This is a genomic window from Segatella copri (assembly GCF_015074785.1).
Taxonomy (GTDB): domain Bacteria; phylum Bacteroidota; class Bacteroidia; order Bacteroidales; family Bacteroidaceae; genus Prevotella.
The window spans coordinates 1601472-1624366 of the sequence record NZ_CP042464.1 but is presented as its reverse complement, the minus strand read 5'-3'; the positions used below and the strand labels follow the sequence as shown (position 1 = coordinate 1624366).

At 45.9% G+C, this 22895-nt stretch carries 16 protein-coding genes; 10 read left to right on the top strand and 6 right to left on the bottom strand.

Features of this window, described 5'->3' with window-relative positions:
* Positions 1 to 19 precede the first annotated feature (19 nt).
* The 6 genes from FO447_RS07180 (at position 20) to ilvC (ending at position 7944) form a co-directional block, all read left to right on the top strand.
* On the top strand, positions 20 to 1165 hold the full coding sequence (locus FO447_RS07180; protein ID WP_117728068.1) for an OmpA family protein: 1146 nt from the start codon (positions 20 to 22) through the stop codon (positions 1163 to 1165).
* Between the two features lie 382 nt (positions 1166 to 1547).
* Positions 1548 to 3350 carry a dihydroxy-acid dehydratase gene (ilvD, locus tag FO447_RS07175; protein ID WP_040552905.1) on the top strand — a complete coding sequence of 601 codons (1803 nt, stop codon included), beginning with the start codon at positions 1548 to 1550 and terminating at the stop codon, positions 3348 to 3350.
* Positions 3351 to 3433: 83 nt separating this feature from the next.
* On the top strand, positions 3434 to 5149 hold the full coding sequence (gene ilvB / locus FO447_RS07170) for a biosynthetic-type acetolactate synthase large subunit (RefSeq protein WP_117692244.1): 1716 nt from the start codon (positions 3434 to 3436) through the stop codon (positions 5147 to 5149).
* Between the two features lie 88 nt (positions 5150 to 5237).
* Entirely contained in the window at positions 5238 to 5783 is a 546-nt protein-coding gene (gene ilvN, locus FO447_RS07165) for an acetolactate synthase small subunit (protein WP_117692246.1), read from the top strand.
* A 116-nt stretch (positions 5784 to 5899) separates the two neighbouring features.
* A complete protein-coding gene (locus tag FO447_RS07160; protein ID WP_118416404.1) occupies positions 5900 to 6703 on the top strand; it encodes an acyl-[acyl-carrier-protein] thioesterase in 804 nt (267 codons plus the stop codon).
* Positions 6704 to 6900: 197 nt separating this feature from the next.
* On the top strand, positions 6901 to 7944 hold the full coding sequence (gene ilvC, locus FO447_RS07155) for a ketol-acid reductoisomerase (protein ID WP_089543564.1): 1044 nt from the start codon (positions 6901 to 6903) through the stop codon (positions 7942 to 7944).
* A gap of 142 nt (positions 7945 to 8086) precedes the next feature.
* On the opposite strand, the gene FO447_RS07150 is transcribed toward ilvC, so the two are convergent.
* The 4 genes from FO447_RS07150 to FO447_RS07135 all read right to left on the bottom strand — a co-directional run bounded on the left by FO447_RS07150 (position 8087) and on the right by FO447_RS07135 (position 14787).
* Entirely contained in the window at positions 8087 to 9982 is a 1896-nt protein-coding gene (locus FO447_RS07150) for a RecQ family ATP-dependent DNA helicase (RefSeq protein ID WP_200758254.1), read from the bottom strand.
* 116 nt (positions 9983 to 10098) lie between these two features.
* Positions 10099 to 11820, bottom strand: coding sequence for a single-stranded-DNA-specific exonuclease RecJ (gene recJ / locus FO447_RS07145; RefSeq protein ID WP_117692251.1), 1722 nt, complete (start codon positions 11818 to 11820; stop codon positions 10099 to 10101).
* 265 nt (positions 11821 to 12085) lie between these two features.
* Entirely contained in the window at positions 12086 to 13297 is a 1212-nt protein-coding gene (locus tag FO447_RS07140; RefSeq protein ID WP_022121917.1) for an aminopeptidase C, read from the bottom strand.
* Between the two features lie 83 nt (positions 13298 to 13380).
* Positions 13381 to 14787 (bottom strand): aminopeptidase P family protein, encoded by a 1407-nt coding sequence (locus tag FO447_RS07135; RefSeq protein WP_118065211.1) that lies wholly within the window; start codon positions 14785 to 14787, stop codon positions 13381 to 13383.
* Positions 14788 to 14995: 208 nt separating this feature from the next.
* Between FO447_RS07135 and FO447_RS07130 the strand changes: the two genes are divergently transcribed.
* Positions 14996 to 15847 carry a patatin-like phospholipase family protein gene (locus FO447_RS07130; RefSeq protein WP_117727884.1) on the top strand — a complete coding sequence of 284 codons (852 nt, stop codon included), beginning with the start codon at positions 14996 to 14998 and terminating at the stop codon, positions 15845 to 15847.
* Positions 15848 to 15992: 145 nt separating this feature from the next.
* On the opposite strand, the gene trmD is transcribed toward FO447_RS07130, so the two are convergent.
* Positions 15993 to 16667 carry a tRNA (guanosine(37)-N1)-methyltransferase TrmD gene (trmD, locus tag FO447_RS07125; protein ID WP_117692255.1) on the bottom strand — a complete coding sequence of 225 codons (675 nt, stop codon included), beginning with the start codon at positions 16665 to 16667 and terminating at the stop codon, positions 15993 to 15995.
* A gap of 330 nt (positions 16668 to 16997) precedes the next feature.
* On the opposite strand from trmD, the gene FO447_RS07120 reads away from it, so the two are divergent.
* Together FO447_RS07120 and FO447_RS07115 are read left to right on the top strand one after the other, a co-directional pair.
* The gene (locus FO447_RS07120; protein WP_200758493.1) at positions 16998 to 19256 is read left to right on the top strand and encodes an aconitate hydratase; all 2259 of its coding nucleotides are present in this window, start codon (positions 16998 to 17000) and stop codon (positions 19254 to 19256) included.
* A gap of 34 nt (positions 19257 to 19290) precedes the next feature.
* Positions 19291 to 20637, top strand: a complete 1347-nt coding sequence (locus FO447_RS07115; protein ID WP_117727882.1) for a citrate/2-methylcitrate synthase — start codon at positions 19291 to 19293, stop codon at positions 20635 to 20637.
* 490 nt (positions 20638 to 21127) lie between these two features.
* Here the strand turns inward: FO447_RS07115 and FO447_RS07110 are convergent, their stop codons facing one another.
* On the bottom strand, positions 21128 to 22414 hold the full coding sequence (locus FO447_RS07110) for an IS1380 family transposase (protein WP_200758252.1): 1287 nt from the start codon (positions 22412 to 22414) through the stop codon (positions 21128 to 21130).
* A 143-nt stretch (positions 22415 to 22557) separates the two neighbouring features.
* Between FO447_RS07110 and FO447_RS07105 the strand changes: the two genes are divergently transcribed.
* Positions 22558 to 22869: a hypothetical protein gene (locus tag FO447_RS07105; protein WP_200758251.1), complete on the top strand. Its 312-nt coding sequence runs from the start codon at positions 22558 to 22560 to the stop codon at positions 22867 to 22869.
* Positions 22870 to 22895: the final 26 nt, after the last annotated feature.

The window sequence follows — 22895 nt, the reverse complement described above, 5'->3', positions numbered from 1 at the left end:
ATCAAATTTTAGAGAGAAAATGAAAAAGTTAGTATTAATGTTTGCTGCTGCCGTAATGGCAGTATCTGCATCTGCTCAGACTACACAGGAGAGCAAGTTCTTTGACAATTGGTATCTTGGTGTAAACGTTGGAGCTGCTACAAAGACTACTCACAATGCATGGTTCAAGAACGTAAATCCTTCAGTAGGTGTACGTCTCGGAAAGTGGTTTACTCCAGTTTGGGGTGCTGCTGTAGAGGCTGACCTCTATGCTCGTAACCGCAACCTGCCTTTTACACATAAGACTTTGGTTCGTGGTGCAAGCGGTAAGTTCATCGGTACTATCAATGCAACAAACCTCTTCTTGGGTTACAAGGGTGAGCCACGTAAATTCGAAATCATCCCATTGGCAGGCATCGGTGGTTACCACTCTTTCAACCTTCATAATGGCAACCTCAATGCCCTCACAGCTAACGCAGGTGTTGACTTCGCATTCAACCTTGGCGCAAACAAGGCTTGGCAGGTATATGTAGAGCCATCTATGAATTGGTTCCTTCACGACAACAAGAGTGCTTGCAATGGTTGCCAGTTTGATGTTAACAAGTCTGCTTTTCAGGTTAAGGTGGGTGTTAACTACAAGTTCAAGGGTTCTAACAACTCTCACAACTTCACTATCGTAACTCCACGCGACCAGAACGAGATTGATGGTTTGAATGGTCAGATCAACAACCTCCGCAACGACTTGAATAGCAAGGATTCTGAACTCGCAGCTAAGGACAAGCAGATCAAGGATCTCCAGAATGCGCTCAATGAGTGCCAGAAGGCTCCTAAGTATGTAAAGCCAGCTACTGCTACCAATTTGCAGCCAACAGTATTGTTTACTGTAGGTAAGTCAAAAGTAGAGCGTAGCCAGATGCCAAACATCGAGATGATTGCTCAGTATATGAAGAATCATCCAAATGCTAAGGTTGAAATTAAGGGTTATGCATCTCCAGAGGGTTCTAAGGAACTTAACCAGAAACTTTCTGAGGCTCGTGCCAATGCTGTAAAGAACATTCTCGTTAAGACTTACAAGATTAGCGCAAATCGTCTTCAGGCTAAGGGTATGGGTGCTACTGACAAGCTCTTCAAGCAGGTTGAGTTCAACCGTGTTGCTACATTCAATGATAACAATGCAGCTGAATAAAGAAATAAGTAGTTTCAGATATTTGGTCTTGTGACCAGGTCCTCCTAAACTTCGGTTTAGGAGGATTTTTTTTCTTCTTACCTTTCTTACATGTCTGGCCGCCTCGCTTTATACTTTTTCGTCAGGTTATCTTAATAAGATAAGAGTTCAGTGTGGTTAATAAGCTCTTTCTTGTTTTTTTGCACAAAATCAGCAGAAATGAGTATCTATCGTGATAAATTGTAAGCATTTTATTTGTTTTTCTAACAAAAAAACGAAGTTTTCTGAAATTTTATACGAAATTAGTTGGCTATTACATAAATTCTCTGTATCTTTGCAGGCAAATTATAACAAATGGGCTCGAAAGAGCCCTTTTAAGCAAGGAAATAAAAGAAAAAAAGATATGAAACATCCATTAAGAAGTAGCGTCTGCACTGAAGGCAGAAGAATGGCAGGTGCCCGAGCACTCTGGGTAGCTGCAGGTATGAAACACGAGCAGTTTGGTAAACCAATCATTGCTATCGTGAACAGCTTTACTCAGTTTGTGCCAGGTCATACCCATCTTCATGAAATCGGTCAGATCGTCAAGAAGGAAATCGAAGCTATGGGGTGCTACGCAGCCGAATTCAATACCATCGCCGTTGACGACGGTATCGCAATGGGACACGACGGAATGCTCTATTCCCTCCCAAGCCGTGACATCATTGCCGACTCTGTAGAATACATGGTCAATGCTCACAAAGCCGACGCCATGATCTGCATCTCAAACTGCGACAAGGTAACCCCAGGTATGCTCATGGCATCTATGCGACTGAACATTCCTACAGTGTTCTGCTCAGGTGGACCTATGGAAGCCGGACGCTGGAAGGGTGAGAACGCCGACTTGATTACAGCTATGATTAAGGGTGCTGATACAAGCGTTTCTGACGAGGAGATGACGCAGATTGAGCAGTGCGCCTGCCCAGGTTGCGGTAGCTGCTCAGGTATGTTTACCGCCAACTCAATGAACTCACTCACCGAGGCCATCGGTCTGAGCTTGCCAGGCAACGGAACCATTCTTGCTACCCACAAAAACCGCATCCAACTTTTTAAAGATGCAGCACGCCAGATAGTTAAGAACGCTTATGCATATTATGAGGACGGCGACGAGAGCGTATTGCCACGCAATATAGCTACCCGCGACGCATTCCTCAATGCCATGACCCTGGACATCGCCATGGGCGGAAGCACCAACACCGTGCTCCACTTGCTGGCAGTAGCTCAGGAAGCTGGCGCAGACTTCAAGATGGAAGACATCGACCAGTTGAGCCGCAAGGTGCCTTGCCTCTGCAAGTTGAGCCCTAACACCCAGAAATACAGTGTACAGGAGTGCAACCGCGCAGGTGGTATCCTCGGTATCCTGAACGAGCTGAACAAGGGCGGTCTGATCAACGGCGCCGTAAAGCGTGTTGACGGCAAAACACTCGATGAGCAGATGAAGAAATACGATATTACCGGCACAGAGATTGATGCCGAGGCTGACAGAATCTATCATTCAGCACCGGGCAGAAAGTTCTCTACCCAGATGGGTAGTCAGGACGCTCAGTGGGAGAGTCTTGACACCGACCGCGCCGAGGGTTGTATCCGCGACCTCGAGCATGCCTACACCAAGGATGGCGGACTGGCAGTGCTCTTCGGCAACATCGCCCAGAACGGTTGCGTAGTAAAGACAGCCGGCGTAGACCCAGTGCTCTGGCATTTTGAGGGTCCAGCCGTATGCTTTGATTCTCAGGAAGATGCATGCGAAGGCATCCTCGGTGGAAAGGTTAACTCAGGCGACTGCGTAGTCATCACCCACGAGGGTCCGAAGGGTGGCCCTGGCATGCAGGAGATGCTCTACCCAACCTCTTACATCAAGAGCCGTCACCTGGGCAAGGAATGTGCCCTCATCACCGACGGCCGCTTCTCAGGCGGTACATCAGGCTTGAGCATCGGTCACATCAGTCCTGAGGCTGCAGCAGGTGGTAACATCGGCAAGATTAAGGATGGCGACATCATCGTCATTGATATCCCTAGCCGCTCCATCAATGTGAAGCTCTCTGACGAGGAACTCGCAGCACGCCCACAGCAGCCGCTGAAGCGCAACCGCGTGGTTAGCAAGGCACTGCGCGCTTATGCCCAGAGCGTAAGTTCGGCAGATAAGGGCGGTGTGAGAATCATCGACTAATCTTCGAGAGTCTTTGAAAAGACAGTTTTTAGAGTCTTTGAGAAAAGAAAAGTTTTTGAATTATTCAGAATAATAACATATAAATGGCAAAAGAAGTAATAACAGGAGCCGAAGCACTGATGCGCTCCCTGAAAAACGAGGATGTTAAAACCATCTTCGGATATCCGGGCGGCAGCATCATGCCAGTGTTTGATGCACTGTACGGTTACACGAGAGGTGAAAAGAAGATGTTTGACCACATCTTGGTACGTCACGAGCAGGCTGCTGCTCACGCTGCACAGGGTTATGCCCGAGTCAGCGGCGAAGTGGGCGTCACTCTTGTCACTAGTGGTCCTGGAGCTACAAATACATTGACCGGCATCGCTGATGCCATGATGGATTCTACACCAATCGTAGTCATCGCCGGACAGGTAGGCGTAGGTGCCCTGGGTACCGATGCCTTCCAGGAGGTAGACCTCGTGGGTGTTACCCAGCCAATCTCCAAGTGGTCTTACCAGATACGCCGTGCCGAGGATGTGGCATGGGCTGTGAGCCGTGCTTTCTACATCGCCCGCAGCGGACGTCCGGGACCTGTGGTGCTCGACTTTACAAAGAATGCGCAGGTGGCTACATGCGAGTGGGAACCAGTGAAATGTGAGAAGGTTACATCTTACAACCCTTATCCTACGATAGATGAAAAGGCGGTGGCTGAAGCTGCCGAACTCATCAACAATGCCAAGAAACCATTCGCCCTCGTGGGTCATGGAGTAGAGCTTGGCGGTGCACATAATGAACTCATCGAATTCCTCGAGAAGGCAGATATCCCTGCCGGCAGAACCCTGCTCGGCCTTTCTGCCCTGCCTAGCAATCACCCGCTCAACATGGGTATGCTCGGCATGCACGGTTCTTATGCTACCAACATGAAGACCCAGGAGTGTGATGTGCTCATCGCCATCGGTATGCGTTTCAGCGACCGTATCACAGGCGTGCCTTCTAAGTATGCTCCCCAGGCCAAGATTATTCACCTGGACATTGACAAGGCTGAGATTGATAAGGTTATCAAGACAGATGTGGCTGTGGTGGGCGACTGCAAGCAGAGTCTGCCAGCCATTACCCGTCTGCTGAACAAGAATGTTCACCGCGAGTGGAGAGATTCCTTCGAGGAATACCGCCAGCAGGAACAGGAAAAGGTAATAGAGAAGGATATCCACCCTACAGAGGGACCGCTGCTTATGGGCGAGGTGACCAACGTGGTAACGGAAGCTACTCATAATGAGGCTGTTCTCGTAAACGACGTAGGTCAGAACCAGATGATCAGTAGCCGCTACTTCAAGTTTACCAAGAAGCTGAGCATCGTAACCAGTGGTGGTTTCGGAACCATGGGCTTCGGCCTTCCGGCAGCCATCGGTGCCACCTTCGGAGCTCCCGATCGCACCATCTGCTGTTTCTTCGGCGACGGCGGTTTCCAGATGAACATCCAGGAACTGGGCACCATCATGGAGCAGCAGGCACCGGTAAAGATGATTCTGCTGAACAACAACTATCTGGGCAACGTTCGCCAGTGGCAAGACCTGATGTTCGGCGGCCGTCACTCCTTCACCCACATGATGAATCCTCATTATGCAGAGATTGCCAAGGCCTACGGCATACCATACGATGTGGTAATAGACCGCAAGGACCTTCAGGCTAAGGTGGAGAAGATGATCAGCACCAAGGGTCCTTACCTGTTGGAGTGCGCCATCAAGGAGAATGAAGACATCGTTCCGATGACGCTGCCGGGCAAGAGTGTAGATGAGATGCAACTCGAGTTGAATTATTAAAAGCTTTCGGCTATATATAATAAGGTGTAAATTCCTTCATGAGGAAGCATCCTCCGAAAAGTAACCGATTATTTTAAAATTTGGAAAAATGGAGAATAACAACGAAAAGAAATTATATACATTGCTTGTTTACTCAGAAAACATTGCCGGTATCCTGAATCAGATTACCGCCGTGTTTACTCGCAGACAGGTAAACATCGAGAGCTTGAATGTTTCGGCCAGCAGTATCAAGAATATACACAAGTATACCATCACGGTTTGGAGTGATGAAGAGCAGATTGAGAAAATCAACAAGGCAATAGAGAAGAAGATTGACGTGGTGAAGAGCGATTACTACTCCGACGACCAGATCTTCATCCATGAAGTGGCTCTCTTCAAGATTTCCACTCCGGTATTGCTAGAAAATCCAGAGGTTTCGCGCACCATCCGCAAGCATGATGCCCGCATGATGGAGGTGAATCCTACCTACAGCACCGTGCTTCTGGCAGGACTTACCGAAGACATCGCCGACCTCTTCCAGCAGCTCAACAGCTACAACTGCCTGCTTCAGTATACCCGAAGCGGCAGAATCGCTGTAACGAGAAGTTTTGACGAACCCATCTCTGATTATCTCAAGCAGAATTCAGAAGATTAGATTTCTTTCATATTTTGATGCCCTTTGTTCCCCTGGCTTCAAACTAGCGGAGCAGGGGGCTTTTTCGGTTTAAAACAACAAGACAAACAACAAGATAAAAGGACGAGACAGATATTATGGAACAGAAAATATTAGATAAGGTAGGGCGTTACGAATTCCTATCGGAGCCTTTCCACTGCGATTTCAGCAGCCACCTCTTTATGGGGCATCTCGGAAATCATCTGCTCAATGCTGCCGATTTTCACAGCAACGACCGCGGGTTCGGTATGAACTACCTCATGCCCCGACACAAGACATGGGTTCTCAGCCGACTGGCCATTGAGATGACAGAGATGCCGAAGTCTTACGACCGCTTTGTGGTAGAAACCTGGTGCGAGAGTGCCATGAAATATTTCACATCCCGAGATTTCAAAATCTGCGGCAAGACATCATCATCCGAAGAAGCCAAGGTTTACGGCTACGGCAAGAGCGTGTGGGCAATGATTGATACGGAAACCCGACAGCCTGTTGATATTTTTGAAATTCACGACGGACTCATCAAAGAATATATTGATTCGGAAAAACCTTGTCCTATCCAGGCAAGTTCGAGAGTGAAAATGGGCAAGGATGCCAAGCTGGTGAGAACCATTGACACCTATTATCATGATGTAGATGTTAACGGGCACATCAACTCGGTGAAATACATCGAACATATCCTCGACCTCTTTGATCTGGATTATTACAAAAATCACTTTTTGCAAAGATTTGAGATAGCTTATGTAGCAGAAAGTCACCAGGGAGACCAACTTCATTTCTATTTGGAAGAAACAAGTGAGGCAGAAAAAATGCAAGAATACTGCATAAAGATAACAAAAACCGACAAAAATGACGTAAATGAGGTGGAAGTTGTAAGAAGTAAGGCTAAATTTATTAAAAATTGAAAGAAAAATTTGGTGGTTTCATTTTATTTGCTTACCTTTGCACTCAGAAAATAAGAATAAACCCAGAGCCGCCTTCTTGGATAGGGGGTGGACGGATCAAACAGGCTCTCTTTGGATAAGAATACAGCTCGCATCCGTATGGACAAGTATAACCCGCGGCTCCACAAACGGCAAGCCGCACAAAAAAAATAAAAATTATGGCAGAAATGAATTTCGGTGGCGTAATGGAAACTGTTGTCACCAGTCATGAATTTTCATTGGAGAAAGCACGTGAAGTATTGAAGAACGAAACAATCGCAGTTATCGGTTATGGTATCCAGGGTCCTGGTCAGGCTTGTAACCTTCGCGATAATGGTTTCAACGTCATCGTCGGACAGCGTCAGGGTAAGACCTACGAGAAGTGTCTGAAGGATGGTTGGGTTCCTGGTAAGACATTGTTCTCTATCGAGGAAGCTGCTGAAAAGGGTACTATCATCTGTATGTTGCTTTCTGATGCCGGTCAGATTGCATGCTGGCCAAAGATTAAGCCACACCTCACAGCAGGTAAGACTTTGTATTATTCACATGGTTTCGCTATCAACTGGAGCGACCGCACAGGCGTTGTTCCACCAAAGGATATTGATGTAATCATGGTTGCTCCTAAGGGTTCTGGTACTTCTCTCCGCACTATGTTCTGCGAGGGTCGTGGTTTGAACTGCTCTTACGCTGTATATCAGGATGCATCTGGCAAGGCAGAGGAGAAGACTATTGCCTTCGGTATCGGTATCGGTGCCGGTTATTTGTTCAAGACAACATTCCAGCGTGAGGCTACTTCTGACCTCACAGGTGAGCGTGGCTCATTGATGGGTGCAATTGAGGGATTGTTGGAGGCACAGTATGACGTGCTCCGCGAGAATGGTCACTCACCATCTGAGGCTTTCAACGAGACTGTTGAGGAGCTCACACAGAGCCTTGGCCCTCTCTTCGGTGCTAAGGGTATGGATTGGATGTATGCTAACTGTTCAACAACAGCTCAGCGTGGTGCTCTTGACTGGGCTCCTCGTTTCCGTGAGGCTATCAAGCCTGTAATGGAGTGGTTGTACTACTCTGTAAAGACTGGTAACGAGGCTCAGATTTCTATCGACAAGAACTCTCAGGCTGATTACCGCGAGAAGTTGAACGCTGAACTCGAGGCTATGCGCAACAAGGAAATGTGGCAGGCTGGTGTTACAGTTCGTAAACTTCGCCCTGAGAATAACTAATTTTTTTCTCGTACATAATGTTGAAAAGGGAATGGCCCGAGAGGTGTCGTTCCCTTTTTTCTGTTTATAAGGGGCTTTAGTGATTTCATATGGGAGCGGGCTCATAAAGTATAACTTATGATACACCTTTCTGCTATTTCATTTATGGGTCATGAACGATTTTGTCTCCCTCGACATAAAACATATTCTCTGCAACCATTTCTTCAAGAACTGCAGCCATATCTTCTGAATCATATTTCAGTTGGTTTAGTTCTGTAATGTCATGTGGCTTTCCGTCTTTCAGCAAGTCTAGAATTTCTGATATAATAGTTTGCTTCTGGGGTATTTTGTGGTCTATGCAGACATCACATATCCCGCAGTCGTCCTTCATTTTCGTTTTTTCGCCAAAATAACTCAGAAGCTGGCGCGAACGGCAGATGCTGTCGTTCTTTGCATAACTGATAATGCTCTTGATGTGGGCAGTAAACTGTTTCTTGCGTACTTCCCATACCTCCTCAGGGATGATAACTCTGAAACCATCTTCCCTAGGACGCGTGTAGCTGATATAAGGTGTCTTGCGGCGGGGAATGAAGTCGATGATGTGGCGGGCACTCAGATTTTTCAGAATCATGTATACCTGCTGACGGTTTAGTTCGCTTACACGCTCTATCAGCGACTCATCAATGTAAACATAGTCGGTAAACAGACCGCCGTAATTACGCAGAAGCCCCGTAATAACAGACTCTTCCTTCTCCGAAACATTCTCTAGCAGATAGAGATCATTTCGGCTGATGTTAAATCTGATTCTTGCTTTTCCGTCAGGATTGTCCTCGTAGTGGATATAGCCTGAGCGCTCCAGAATGCGCAGAGCCGAGTCTACGCGAGTAGGGAAGTACTTGTAGGTGAAGCAGAACTTCTCTATCTCGAACATGAAAGTCTGTTCCATTCCGCTTCCAACTGCCACCTGGAAAAAGTAAGCAAGATGCTCGTAAACGTCTTTGATGAATTCTTTGTCTGGGAAGGTTTCGTCTATGCGTTTCATGAGTTTGTTTTCATCGCTCTGGTTGTAGAGCAGCACAGCATAAGCCTTTTCGCCGTCTCTTCCGCCTCGTCCCGCCTCTTGAAAATAGGCTTCCAGTGAGTCTGGACAATCTATATGAATTACCATTCTCACATCTGACTTGTCTATTCCCATGCCGAAAGCATTGGTTGCTACCATTACCCTTATCTCGTCATTTTGCCAGTTCTTCTGTCGGATATCCTTCACGTCGGAATCCAGTCCGGCATGGTAAAATGTAGCAGAAATACCTTGTTTGTTCAGAAGTTCTGCCATCTCCTTGGTTCGTTTTCGGCTTCTCGCGTAAATGATTGCTGAGCCTTGGGTACACTGTAGGATATGAACCATTTCGGTCAACTTGTCGTTGGTGGTGCGCACCACATAGGCAAGATTCTTGCGGGCAAAACTCATTTTAAATACGTTTTGCTTCTTGAAGTGAAGCTGGTTCTGGATATCTTCTACTACATCGGGAGTGGCCGTAGCCGTAAGAGCAAGGACTGGTACACCGGGCTTCATATCTCTTATTTTTGCAATTTCGAGATAAGACGGGCGGAAATCGTAACCCCACTGGCTGATGCAGTGAGCTTCATCTACCGTGATGAAACTCACCGGAATGTGGCGCAGTTTAGTTTGGAACAATTCTGAAGAAAGACGTTCTGGTGAAACATACAGAAACTTGATTTCACCGAAAATACAATTTTCCAATATTCGGAGAATCTCTTGGCGCGACAATCCTGTGTAGATGGCTTCAGCCAGGATGTTGCGGGCCTTGAGATGCTGTACCTGATCCTTCATCAGCGCAATGAGTGGAGTTACCACAATACAGACGCCCTTTTGGGCAAGGGCTGGAACCTGGAAGGTGATGGATTTACCGCCACCTGTAGGCATAAGACCGAGGGTATCCTCACCTCGGGCTATACTCTCGATGATGTCTCGTTGTATGCCGCGAAAGTCAGGATACCCCCAATATGTACGTAGTATTTCTTGATATTTATCTGCCATTTTTTGAAACTTTTGCCCTTGCAGATTTCGATGCTTTTGCGTCCTGACGGATTTTGCTCTACAAATCCGTGTAATCCGAGTAATCAGTGCCTAATCCATGCATAGGGCTAAGTACCTCATCCTTCGTTTGGACGGATGTCTTCTATCTGAAGTTGAACTTGGTTTTTCTTAAAAATATTCTCTTCTATGGTGAAGGCTATGTCGAAACTTCGCTTACTCTTGATGTAGCGGGCAGCTGCACTCTGACCGAAAGCGATGCCGTTTAAGACCGTGCTCGATTTTGAGTCTACCAGTTCCAACTTGATGTGTTCCTGTTCTCTGCCCACCACCTTGCTGGTACCATAATCATATACCCGGTTGGTGCAGAAAATAGGTTTCTGGTTACATGGACCGAAAGGAGAGAAGCGCTTCAAGTCGGCCTGCAGATGCTTGGTAATGTCTTTAAAGTCTATTTCAGCATCTATGTTGAGCACCGGTTCTGTCTGTTGAGGCGAAATATGCTCTTCTACATAATGCTGGAACCTGTCTCTGAACTCTCTAACCTTATCCCACTTCAAGGTAAGTCCGGCAGCATAGGTATGACCACCGAAATTGAGCAGGAGGTCGCGGCAACTCTTGATGGCTGAGTAGATGTCAAATCCCGTTACGCTACGTGCTGAACCTGTAGCCATATCACCATCCCGGGTCAGAACAATGGTAGGGCGGAAGTAGATTTCGGTGAGTCGGGAAGCAACAATGCCAATGACTCCCTTTTTCCAGCCTTCATCATAGAGCACTATGCTGGAATTGTGTTTCATGCTTTCCAGACGCGATACGATGCCGTTGGCTTCTTCAGTCATCTGCTTGTCTATGTCTTTGCGCTGCTCATTGTACTCATTGATGTGTCTGGCCATGCGCAGGGCTGAGGAATAGTCTCTTTCTACCAGCAGATCTACGCTCAGCTTGCCGTTCTCCATTCTGCCTGAAGCATTGATGCGGGGACCAATCTTGAACACAATATCGCTCATAGAGAGTTCGCGTCCGTTCAGTCCGCAGATGTCGATGATGGATTTCAGACCGATACTTGGGTTGGTATTCAGCAACTTAAGGCCATGGAAGGCGAGTATTCTGTTCTCATCTACCACCGGCACAATGTCGGCAGCAATACTCACGGCGCAGAAGTCGAGCAGAGGAATGAGCCTGGAGAACGGAATGTTGTTGTTCTTGGCAAAAGCCTGCATAAACTTGAATCCTACACCGCATCCGCAGAGATGCTTGAATGGGAATGGATCGTCAGGACGCTTCGGATTGAGTATGGCCACAGCAGGTGGCATCACATCGTCAGGAACGTGATGGTCGCAGATGATGAAGTCTATTCCCAGACTCTTGGCATATTCTATCTCCTGAATAGCCTTGATTCCGCAGTCTAGAATAATAATCAGTTTTACACCAGTCTGATGAGCAAAATCTATTCCTTTCTTACTCACTCCGTAACCTTCGTCGTAGCGGTCGGGAATGTAGTAGTCGATGTTTGAATAGAATTGCTGCAAGAATTTGTACACCAGGGCAACGGCGGTGCATCCGTCTACGTCATAGTCTCCGTAAACAAGGATACGTTCCTTTCTACCCATAGCATCGTTCAGGCGGTCTACGGCAATATCCATGTCTTTCATCAGGAATGGATTGATGAGATCTGAGAGTTGTGGACGGAAGAACCGTTTGGCTGCAGACTCTGTCGTAATCTCGCGCTTGATGAGCAAATGGGCAAGAACTGGGCTCATATTTAGCTTGGCGCCTAATTCTTCAGCTGCTTTTTGCTGTTCAGGTGTTGGTGATTCGTAATTCCATTTAAAATGCATTTTAATTATTTTTTATTTCTGCCCCCAAAGTTACGAAAATAAAATGACAAAAGGAAATGTTTAGGGAGGAATTTTATTAAATTACCTAGAAATAAGTAAAAATAAGACTTGTTGGCAACCCAAAATAAGTGAATAAGAGATTTTCTTGGCAACAAAAAAGGCAGCAAACTCATCGGTTTGCTGCCCCTTGAATATTTTTGTTTAGGAGAATGTCCATAGAAAACCTATAGACTGTTAACTATAACTTTTAACTATTAAAACTCTCCTAGATTCCGAGCTTCTTGCGGATGTCCTTAGGAAGGGCGTTCTTGTTAACCATGAAGTCCATAGTCTTGTAGGCTACGAAAGCCTTGGTCATGTACCAGGTTCCCTTGTAGTCACCATACTCGCCCCAAGAGTTCTTAACCATGTAGTACTCCTTGCCGTTCTGATCCTTAGCGATACCGTAGATGTGCATACCGTGGTCATCAGTTGTCTCCCAATTGTCGAATGCTTCCTGACGCATAGCCTGTGTAGGAACAATCTCAGGAGCATTTACGCCGAGAGAATCAAACTTCTCCTTCTTCTCGTCCTTAGAGAGCTTGAACCAATGGTCAGCATCTGTACCGGCCATAGAGCGAACCTTCTTTACGTCGTAAGCGATACCGAGACCCTTGCGAGTGAAACCGTCTTCTGTTACGTCACCACCCCAAGCTACTGTGTAACCGTTGTTTACAGCGTTGTCGATGATCTTGCAGATGTCTTCCATAGGAACGTTGTAACTCAAAGGCCAGCGCCAGTTATCCTGTACCTCAACAGCAAACTTGCTCCACATTGGGTGGTGGGTGTAGCTGGTAATGGTTACATAATCATCAAGATTCAAACCGAGGCTCTGGCAGAAACTCTGTGGAGTATACTGCTTGCCCTCGTATGTAAACTTCTCAGGAGCCTTACCGATGTAAGAGTCGATGATGCCCTGAAGACCGCTCTTCCAGGCTGGAGAAAGCTTCTTAGCTGTGCTCTTTGCTACTGCCTCTACGTATGGAGTCATTACGTTGAAGAACTCACCGAAGTTAGCCAAAGAGTCACCTGTCAATGAACCTGGTGCAGGCATGGCAGACTCAGGTACAATACCATAGTGCTGCAAAGCATAGAGTACATCGTAGGCGCTACCACCCTCAGAGAAGCTCACGTCGCCGTGCATTCTTACTGCCACTGTGGCGCGGTCCATATAAGTCTTGTTGGCTACGAACATTTCGCTGAGGTCGTAGGTCTTACCTGTCTTCTTCAAGATTTCGCTCTCGAAGTAGCTGAGGGTAGAGTAAGCCCAGCACGTACCACTGCGGTTCTGGTCCTTGATGCTAGTGATAGGATTCTGCTTTACTACAGTAAATACAGGTTTGTTCTTTGCTACTTCTGCAGAGTCTGCAGCTTTCTTCGCATTTGCTCCTGTGGCTACCAAAGCCATCAAGGCTGCAACAATCATAGTTTTCTTCATGAATTCTTTTCTCTTTATATTAATGTTCTTGTTATATCTTCTCTCTGATTCCTTTTTCTGAAATGATTTCTCTTTCAGGAATTTTATTCCTTGTTGGCTGCCATGAACTCCTCAACATCTTTTGGATGATAAGGTATGCGGTCTTTGCCCAGGAATCTGCAACCATCTTTGGTGATGAGTACATCGTCCTCAATTCGGATACCACCGAAATCTTTATAGGTCTCAATCTTGTCGAAGTTGAGGAATTCTGCACAGTGACCGGATGCCTTCCAGTCGTCGATGAGGGCAGGGATGAAGTAAACTCCCGGCTCGTCGGTTACCACGAAACCTTCCTGCAGACGGCGACCCATACGCAGGCAGTTGGTACCGAATTGCTCCAGATTAGGGCGTACCTCTTCGTCGAAACCAACGTTAATCTGGTCGAGGTTTTCCATGTCGTGAACATCCATTCCCATCATGTGGCCCAAACCATGAGGCAGGAACATGGCGTGTGCTCCAGCCTTTACAGCCTCTTCTGTATCACCCTTTGCAAGTCCGAGTTCCTTCATGCGGTCGAAGAGCAGGCGGCAAACAGAGAAGTGTACGTCAGCCCATTTTACGCCTGGCTTGGCTACATCCAGTGCATGGTCGTGGCATTCTTCTACAATAGAGTAGATTTCCAACTGGCGCTGGCTGAACTTTCCGCTTACCGGCATGGTGCGGGTGTTGTCTGAACAGTAGTTGTTCATAGTTTCTGCACCTGCATCACAGAGTGCCAGTCTGCCTTCTTCCAGTACATTCATAGATGGATAACCATGCTGAATTTCACCGTGCTGACTGAAGATGGTTGGGAAACTGACCATGGCTCCGTAAGAGTGGGCAATGCCGCTTACCTGACCTGCAACATATTTTTCTGTCACACCCGGACGTACGAGCTTCATCGCTGTGGTATGCATCTTGTATCCGATGACAGCAGCACGCTCCAATTCCTCGATTTCTTCCTGGGTCTTAGTTGAACGCATCTTCACAACAGCCTTGATGAGGTCCATGCTGGCCTCTTCTTTCTGCTGGTTAGGATGGATGCCCAGAAGGTCGAATACCTGCAGCTTGATGTCGTAGCGGTAAGGTGGCAGGAAATGAATCTTGCGCTTCTTCGACATGGCGTCGTTGCAGATAGTCTTGAGCGTTTTCATAGGTGCTGAGTTGTGAACGCCTACCTGCGCTGCAAGATCGTGAACACTGTCAACGCTTCCGTACCATACGATGTCTACGAGGTCGATGTCATCGCCAATTAGGGTTTCAATATCGTTGTCTATATCTATCACACCTACCAGACCGTCTCGCTGCAATCCGAAATAATAGAGGAATGTCGAGTCCTGACGGAAAGGGTAATATCCGTTATTAGGGAAATTACATGGTGAATTGTTGTTTCCGAAAAGTATAATTACGCCGCTTTTCACAAGCTTCTTCAACTCCTGTCTGCGGCTGATGTAAGTCTCTTTGCTGAACATATTTTTAGTATTTTACATTATTTTGCTTGCAAAGTTAGCAATTATTTCCCAAAAAATACGTATCTTTGCAAGCAAAATTGAATAAAACGCGTAAATTTATAAATAATTAATATAAAAACGGCTTTTTGCTAGACAAAATGTAAGAAAATTGTCTATGCAGCGAGCAAAATATAATTATTTTCAGAATTTTAAAAGCAGAGAGTGTGTTATGAAATTGAATTTGAAAACAACAGGTTTGGTTCTTGAGGGAGGAGGCATGCGAGGGGTCTTCACCAGTGGGGTACTGGATGCCTTCATGAAGCATGATGTTCATTTCCCTTATACGGTGGCTGTATCGGCTGGGGCATGTAATGGCATGTCGTATATGAGCCGCCAACCTCGGCGTGCCCGTATCTCTAACATCGATTATCTGGCCCGATACCAGTATATCGGTATTCGCCATCTGGTGACTCAGGGGTGTATCTTCGACCGCAAATTGCTCTACGATAAGTTTCCGAACCAGCTCTTGCCTTTCGATTTTGATACCTATTTTAAGTATGCCGATGGTTTCGAGATGGTTACTACCAATTGTCTTACGGGCAAGGCTATGTATCTTTCCGAGAATCATGACAGGCAGCGTGCACTGGATGTTGTGCGTGCTTCCAGCAGTTTGCCATATGTGAGCAAGATTGTGGAAGTGGATGGCATTCCGATGTTGGATGGTGGTATTGCGGACAGTATTCCGGTACAGCACGCCATTGACATGGGGTGGCAACACAATGTGGTTGTCCTGACTCGCAACAAAGGATGGCGTGATATGGGCAAAGACCATAAGATACCTTATTTATATAAGAACTATCCTCGCCTGCGTGTGGCTCTGAGTCACCGTCATCGGGCTTATAACGAACAGATCCAGCTTGTAGATGATCTGGAGGCTGCGGGTAAGATTACCTGTATCCGTCCAATCCGTCCGTTGGAAGTTGGCAGAATAGAGAAGGATACCGATAAACTGGAACGCCTCTACGAAGAAGGTTTCATGCTGGGTGAGGCTTTCTGCGAAAAATGCGTAGAAAAAGAATAATATTAATAAGGTGTAGTTGATAAATAAGGTGTAGAGTTTTAGTATATGGCTTGAGAATGAGTAGAACGGTGATTTTTAGGAACGGATTACACCGTGCCTAAAAATCACCGTTCTGGGTATGATAGTAATCAGCAATGATTTCTTCTTATTTCAGCAGGTCAGGGCGCAGGCGCTTTGTTCTTTCCATGGCCTGGTCGAATTCCCACTGGCGAATCTTGGCTTCGTTGCCACTGAGCAGAATCTCCGGAACCTTCCATCCCTTGTAGTCGGCAGGACGGGTGTAGATAGGGGCAGCAAGAATGTCGTCCTGGAAACAGTCGGAAAGTGCACTCTGTTCGTCGCTGATAACACCCGGAACCAGTCGGATGACGGCATCTGAGATGATGGCTGCAGCAAGTTCGCCACCCGTCAGCACATAATCACCTACACTGATTTCGCGGGTAATGAGATGGTCGCGCACACGCTGGTCAATACCCTTGTAGTGACCGCAGAGGATGATGAGGTTACCCTGCATCGACATTTCGTTGGCTATCTTCTGGTTGAAAGTTTCACCATCTGGCGAAACGTAAATCACGTCATCATACTCGTGCTCTGCCTTCAGCGCAGCTATGCAGCGGTCTATTGGTTCACATTGCATCACCATGCCGGCACTTCCGCCGTATGGATAGTCGTCCACACGTTTCCATTTATCTAATGTGTAGTCACGCAGGTTGTGCAGATGAATCTCCGCTAGCCCCTTCTTCTGCGCACGTGCCAGAATGGACTCATTGAAGAATCCCTCCAGCATCTCTGGTAATACTGTAATAATGTCTATTCTCATAACATCTGCAAAAATAATAAATAATGCGGAGAGCACCAAAAATTTTTGCTTTTTCTTTCATTTTTACTTCTCTTTTCTTCACTTTCCTTTCTTTTTTCTCTGTTTTCCTGCCTTTCCGTAGCCATTCTTGTCTTTTCATATCATAATCCTGCTTTTCTGGAGAAAGAGAGTGATTAACGTATAAATATGCAACAAAATTATCAAAAAACAGAAAAATCATATCAAAATGATAAATTTTCGATAAAACATGCTACTATTTGTAGAAAAAGTTGTATTTTTGCAAACAGAATTGCTCGAAAGAGTGTATAATTAATTAAAATTGTGAACAAGATGATATTGGACATTGAAATGCTGAGAAGCTTTTACGCTTCGTATTCGGAAAGTGTAGCCCAGGCTAAGGCTACGGTGAAACGACCTCTTACTTATGCCGAGAAGGTGCTCTTTGCGCATCTTTTCGACCCTACACAGTTGCGACCATATAAAAGAGGTATAGAATATGTTGACTTCCGTCCTAATCGCGTGGCGATGCAGGATGCGACTGCGCAAATGGCACTCTTGCAGTTCATGAATGCGGGTAAGGACAAGGTGGCCGTACCTGCTTCCGTACATTGTGATCACTTGATTCGTGCCGATGTGGGCGCAACACAAGATCTTCCTGAGGCTTGCAAGACCAATAAGGAGGTATATGACTTCCTGAAATCTGTTTCTCAGAAATATCATATCGGATTCTGGGGACCTGGTGCCGGAATCATCCATCAGGTAGTGCTCGAAAACTATGCATTCCCTGGAGGTATGATGGTGGGTACTGATTCTCATACTCCTAATGCCGGCGGTCTCGGCATGGTGGCAGTAGGTGTAGGTGGTGCTGATGCCGTAGATGTGTTGACCGGTCAGCCTTGGGAACTCAAGATGCCACGTCTCATTGGTGTGCATCTCACAGGTAAACTCTCTGGCTGGGCCACTCCTAAGGATGTGATTCTCGAAATCCTCGGCATTCTTACCGTAAAGGGCGGAACCAACGCCATCCTCGAATACTTCGGCGAGGGATTGGACAGTATCTCGACTACCGGCAAGGCTACCATCTGTAACATGGGAGCCGAATTGGGTGCCACATGCTCTATCTTCCCATTCGACCAGAATGCCAGCGAGTATCTCCGCAAGACAGGCCGTGAAGAAATTGCATCTCTCGCACAGATGAATGCAGCCGAACTCCGTGCTGATGATGAGGTGTTGGCAGATCCGTCTGCTTTCTACGACCAGATTGTTGAAATCGACCTTTCTAAGGTTGAACCTCATCTTAACGGTCCGTTCACTCCAGATGCAGCCACACCAATCTCTCACATGAAGGCAAAAGGTCCTGCCAACGATTATCCGATGGTAGTAGAAGTCGGATTGGTAGGTAGCTGTACCAACTCTTCTTATCAGGACTTGGCCCGTGCTGCCAGCATTGCCCGTCAGGCTTATGAGAAAGGTATTGAGGTGAAGGGACAGCTTATCATCAACCCGGGTTCAGAGCAGATTCGCTATACAGCCGAGCGTGATGGCATCCTTGATGATTTCAAGAAGATTGGAGCCCTCATCATGACCAATGCCTGCGGTCCTTGCATCGGACAGTGGAAGCGTCATACCGATGATAATACGCGCAAGAATGCCATCGTCACTTCTTTCAACCGAAACTTCCGCCGCCGTGCTGATGGCAACCCTAATACGTTTGCCTTCATCGGCAGTCCAGAGCTCACCGTGGCTCTCACCATTGCGGGCCGTCTCGACTTCAATCCGGCTACCGATACCTTGTTGGATAAGGAGGGCAACAGCGTGATGCTCGATGCGCCTACAGGTTTCACCTTCCCACCTAAGGGTTTTGCCGTAGAGGATAAGGGATTCATTGCTCCAAGCGAAGAAAATGCCAATGTAGAGGTAGTTATTGCGCCTGACAGCAACCGACTCCAGAAACTTGCTCCGTTTGCTCCATGGGATGGAAAAGACCTGACAGATATGCCGCTTCTTATCAAAACCGAGGGCAAATGTACCACCGACCACATCTCTATGGCGGGTCCTTGGCTGAAGTTCCGTGGACATTTGCAGAACATCTCCGACAACCTTTTAATGGGTGCCGTTAATGTCTTTAACGGTGAGAGCAATAAGGTGAAGAACCAGTTGGATGGTGCTTATGTCGAGGTTTCTACCGCTGCCAAGGCTTACAAGGCAAAAGGCATCAGCAGCATCGTGGTGGCAGAGGATAACTATGGTGAAGGTTCTTCCCGTGAGCATGCAGCTATGGAGCCTCGTTTCCTCAACGTGAAGGTGATTCTCGCCAAGAGTTTCGCCCGCATCCACGAAACCAACCTGAAGAAGCAGGGTATGCTTGCCCTCACATTCTGCAACAAGGATGATTATAATAAGGTGCAGGAGGACGACCGCATCTCTTTGACAGGTTTGAAGGAGTTTGCGCCAGGTTCTAAACTCACCGTCACCCTGAAGCACAAGGATGGTTCTGAGGATAGTTTCGAGGTTGAGCATACTTATAATGATACACAGATTGCATGGTTTAAGGCTGGTTCTGCATTGAACTTTGCTGCAAAGAAATAATAGTTGTAGCCATGCAGCTAAAATAGTAACAGTTATGAATAAAGAATATTTAATATATAAATTAAGCGATGAGGTAAAAAACTCATGCAAGATTGATAAGGATGCATTCAAGAAGTTCAATGTGAAGCGTGGACTTCGTAATGAGGATGGCTCTGGTGTGTTGGTCGGACTGACCAATATCGGTAATGTAGTGGGTTATGAGCGCGATGCAGAAGGTAAGTTGACTCCTACAGAAGGTAAACTTTATTATCGTGGTTATGAACTTGATGATCTGGTAACTCCTCTCTTGAAGGAGAAGCGTTTCGGATTCGAGGAAGTAGCCTTCCTGCTGCTCTCGGGCCAGTTGCCTGATAAGGAGGAATTGGATGCTTTCAGAGAACTCCTGAACGATAATATGCCGCTTGATCATCGTACGATTACCCATATCATCGAGCTGGAAGGCAGCAACATCATGAACATCCTGGCCCGTTGTGTGCTCGAAATGTACACCTTCGATCCGAATCCGGATGACATCAGCCGTGACAATCTGATGCGCCAGAGTATTGAATTGATTGCCAAGTTCCCAACCATCATTGCTTATGCATACAATATCTACCGTCACTCTGTTCAGGGTAGAAGTCTACATATTCGTCATCCTCGTGAGAATCTCTCTATTGCAGAGAACTTTCTTTATATGATGAAGCATGAAAACTATTCCGAACTGGATGCCCGTATGCTCGACCTTCTCCTGATTATCCAGGCAGAACATGGTGGTGGTAACAACTCAACCTTTACAGTACGTGTAACATCTTCTACCCGTACAGATACTTACAGTTCTATTGCTGCTGGTATCGGTAGTTTGAAGGGTCCTTTGCATGGTGGTGCCAATATCAAGGTTATCAATATGTTCCACCACTTGAAAGAAGCTATCAAGGATTGGGGTAATGTAACTGAACTTGATACTTACCTTAAGCGAATGCTCAACAAGGAGGCTTATGACAAGACAGGTCTCATTTATGGTATCGGTCATGCGGTCTATACTTTGAGTGACCCACGTGCCGTTGAACTGAAGCGCCTGGCAGGTGAACTTGCCAAGGAAAAGGGTAGAGAAGACGAGTATAATTTCCTGAAGCTGATAGAGCAGGAAGGTATCAAATGTCTGCAGGAACACCGTGGAGGCAGCAAGCCAGCGTGTGCAAATCTTGATTTCTACAGTGGCTTTATCTATGAAATGATTGGTTTGCCACAGGAAATCTATACACCTATTTTCGCCATGGCACGTATCGTGGGTTGGACAGCCCATCGTATTGAAGAACTCAATTTCGAAGGCCGTCGTATTATCCGTCCTGCATATAAGAATATTCTTGGCGAACTGGAATATAAGCCACTGAATGAGAGATAAAATTCCTCTTTGTTATTATACAAGAAAGGCAATGCCCGTCGTTGGGTGTTGCCTTTTCCAGTCTATATACAAGCAGGCTATTGTCAAGTGATGCAGTGAAGTTTTTGTTTTGACCATTAGAACTAATATACGTTAAATATTCAAAGTAGTATGTTGTAATTTTGGAGAAATGAATAATTATTCTTATCTTTGTAGCCGAAAAGTATAACGAAAAGTATAAGTATTGAAGTTTTAACCGTCTAGTTTTAATACAAAACAGTAAATGGATTGCATGGAAAAAGAATTTGAAGATTACTGGAATAAGCACCAGAAAAGATTAATCCCTCAAATCCGCAACCTATAGGGTTTAGTGGGATTTTGCTTGCAAAGCGACAAAATTCATTTTATTGTACATATTTCTTGCACAACAGAAATGTCGCAGACACAAAATCCCCTTACCCCATAAAGCGACTTGAGGTAATACGCTGGTTTAACCAGAAAAGCATGGTCTTTAACCAAAGTCTGTCTTGAACAGGTTGGCATAAGCATTGTTGTCTGAGTAAATGTTCAATACATGCCTACGTGATGTCTTAATCCATTTCGCAGGAACAGAGATGAACTTGAAAACAAAGGTCTTGATTCTGCTGGTGGCACGCAATCCAAATTCATGGGTTTTCAATCTCTGCATAATAGCTTTGTAGAAGTTTCTGATGAGAGCTGTCATAAGCAGGAATACAGTATTCTGTGCCATGAACGATTTTGGCAATCGATTCCAGCCAAAGCCATTGTTCATGTCATCGAAGATGCGTTCCTTGCCACCACGAAGATTGTAGAATTCCACGATGTCTCTTGCACTCGACTTGTAATCGTTAGTCAGTATACATCTGTAGGTATATTCGCCTTCCCAAATGTCAAGGTCTCCATCTATTCGCCTTTGTCTCTGTATGACAAGACGATACGGTTTTCCTTTCCATTTCTCAACAAGGATGGAATTCAGCTCAAATTCAATACCGTTGATTTCAACAGTTTTCCATCCAGTCAAGGCAAACATGGAATCGTAGAAGGAAGAGCATCTGTTGGCACGAATATAAAAATGCCTGCAATGAGCCTCTACCATATCTACGATTTCCTCCGAGCATGAGCCGCAATCCATGCGGGCACGGGATATATATACTTCTGATGCCTCCAGTCGCTTGAAGATTCTTTCCAAAGTCTCTCTTTGGTTGAAGCGCACGTTTGTGTTGCCGTCTCTATTTTCAATACCGACAATCATGTCGTTAATGACTGCCACACCTGGACTATAGCCCAGGAACTTCTTGTAGGTTGGTTTTGCATCATACTTCTCTGTTTCAATGAACTGATGGTCAAAGTCAAAATCATACTCTTGACCGGATTTCAATTGACCAGTAGCAAGCAGGGCATTGACCAGTAAGCAGTTCATCTTGTCTGCAGTATTGAAATCATAGGATTTGCCAGAAGCAGACTTATAGGTGATGCTCTTAAAAGTCAGTTCTTCGATAGCACGTAATATGGTGTCTGCGCTGCAAGTGCGAAGAGTTGGATGAAGAGACAAATGTTTCATCAGGTGAGTTGTAACATCCTCAATGCATGAGCCACCACAAAGATATACGCACATCAGAGAGCGTAGAATCTCGCTATATTGATAACCAAACATAGTGCATCTCAATCCCAAGGTGGAATCTATGGTTTGAGCTAAAAGAGCATCAAATTGCTCCATAATCGAAAAAATTCCCCCAAAAGGAGTGAGTTTCTCAGATTTTATTTGTATCTTTGCCATGTCATATTAGAGTTTTGCTTGTCTTCTTTTCGCAACACTAAGGTAAGTGAAAATTCTGACATGGCAAAATCCTGGGTAACTTTTTTGTTGCTCAGGCACTTATAAATAATATTAAACTATAGTGTTGCGGAATTAAGGTAATCTTGAATGCTCCAAAAGCATTACGCGATGAATATTTCGAATCAACCAAGCTTGACAGCCCGATAGATTGGGTCTGTTTTATCCTGCCTGTGGCTTTGGGCATTGGCCTCCAGCCAATTTTGAATATTCAGAGTGAGATTCTCTCTTGGGCAGTAGTATTGCTTATTGTGGTAGTTTGTTTTGCTGTGATGCAGCTGGTTAAGCCTATGTTGCAGAAAAAGAAATCTACCATACAAGTGGTCAAGAGCATTAAAGCTTTTTATTATGAAGTATACAAGAAAAATGGTTTAAAGAAATTAGAGCCTTGGAATTAGATTCCAAGGCTTTTTTGTTTGTTGAA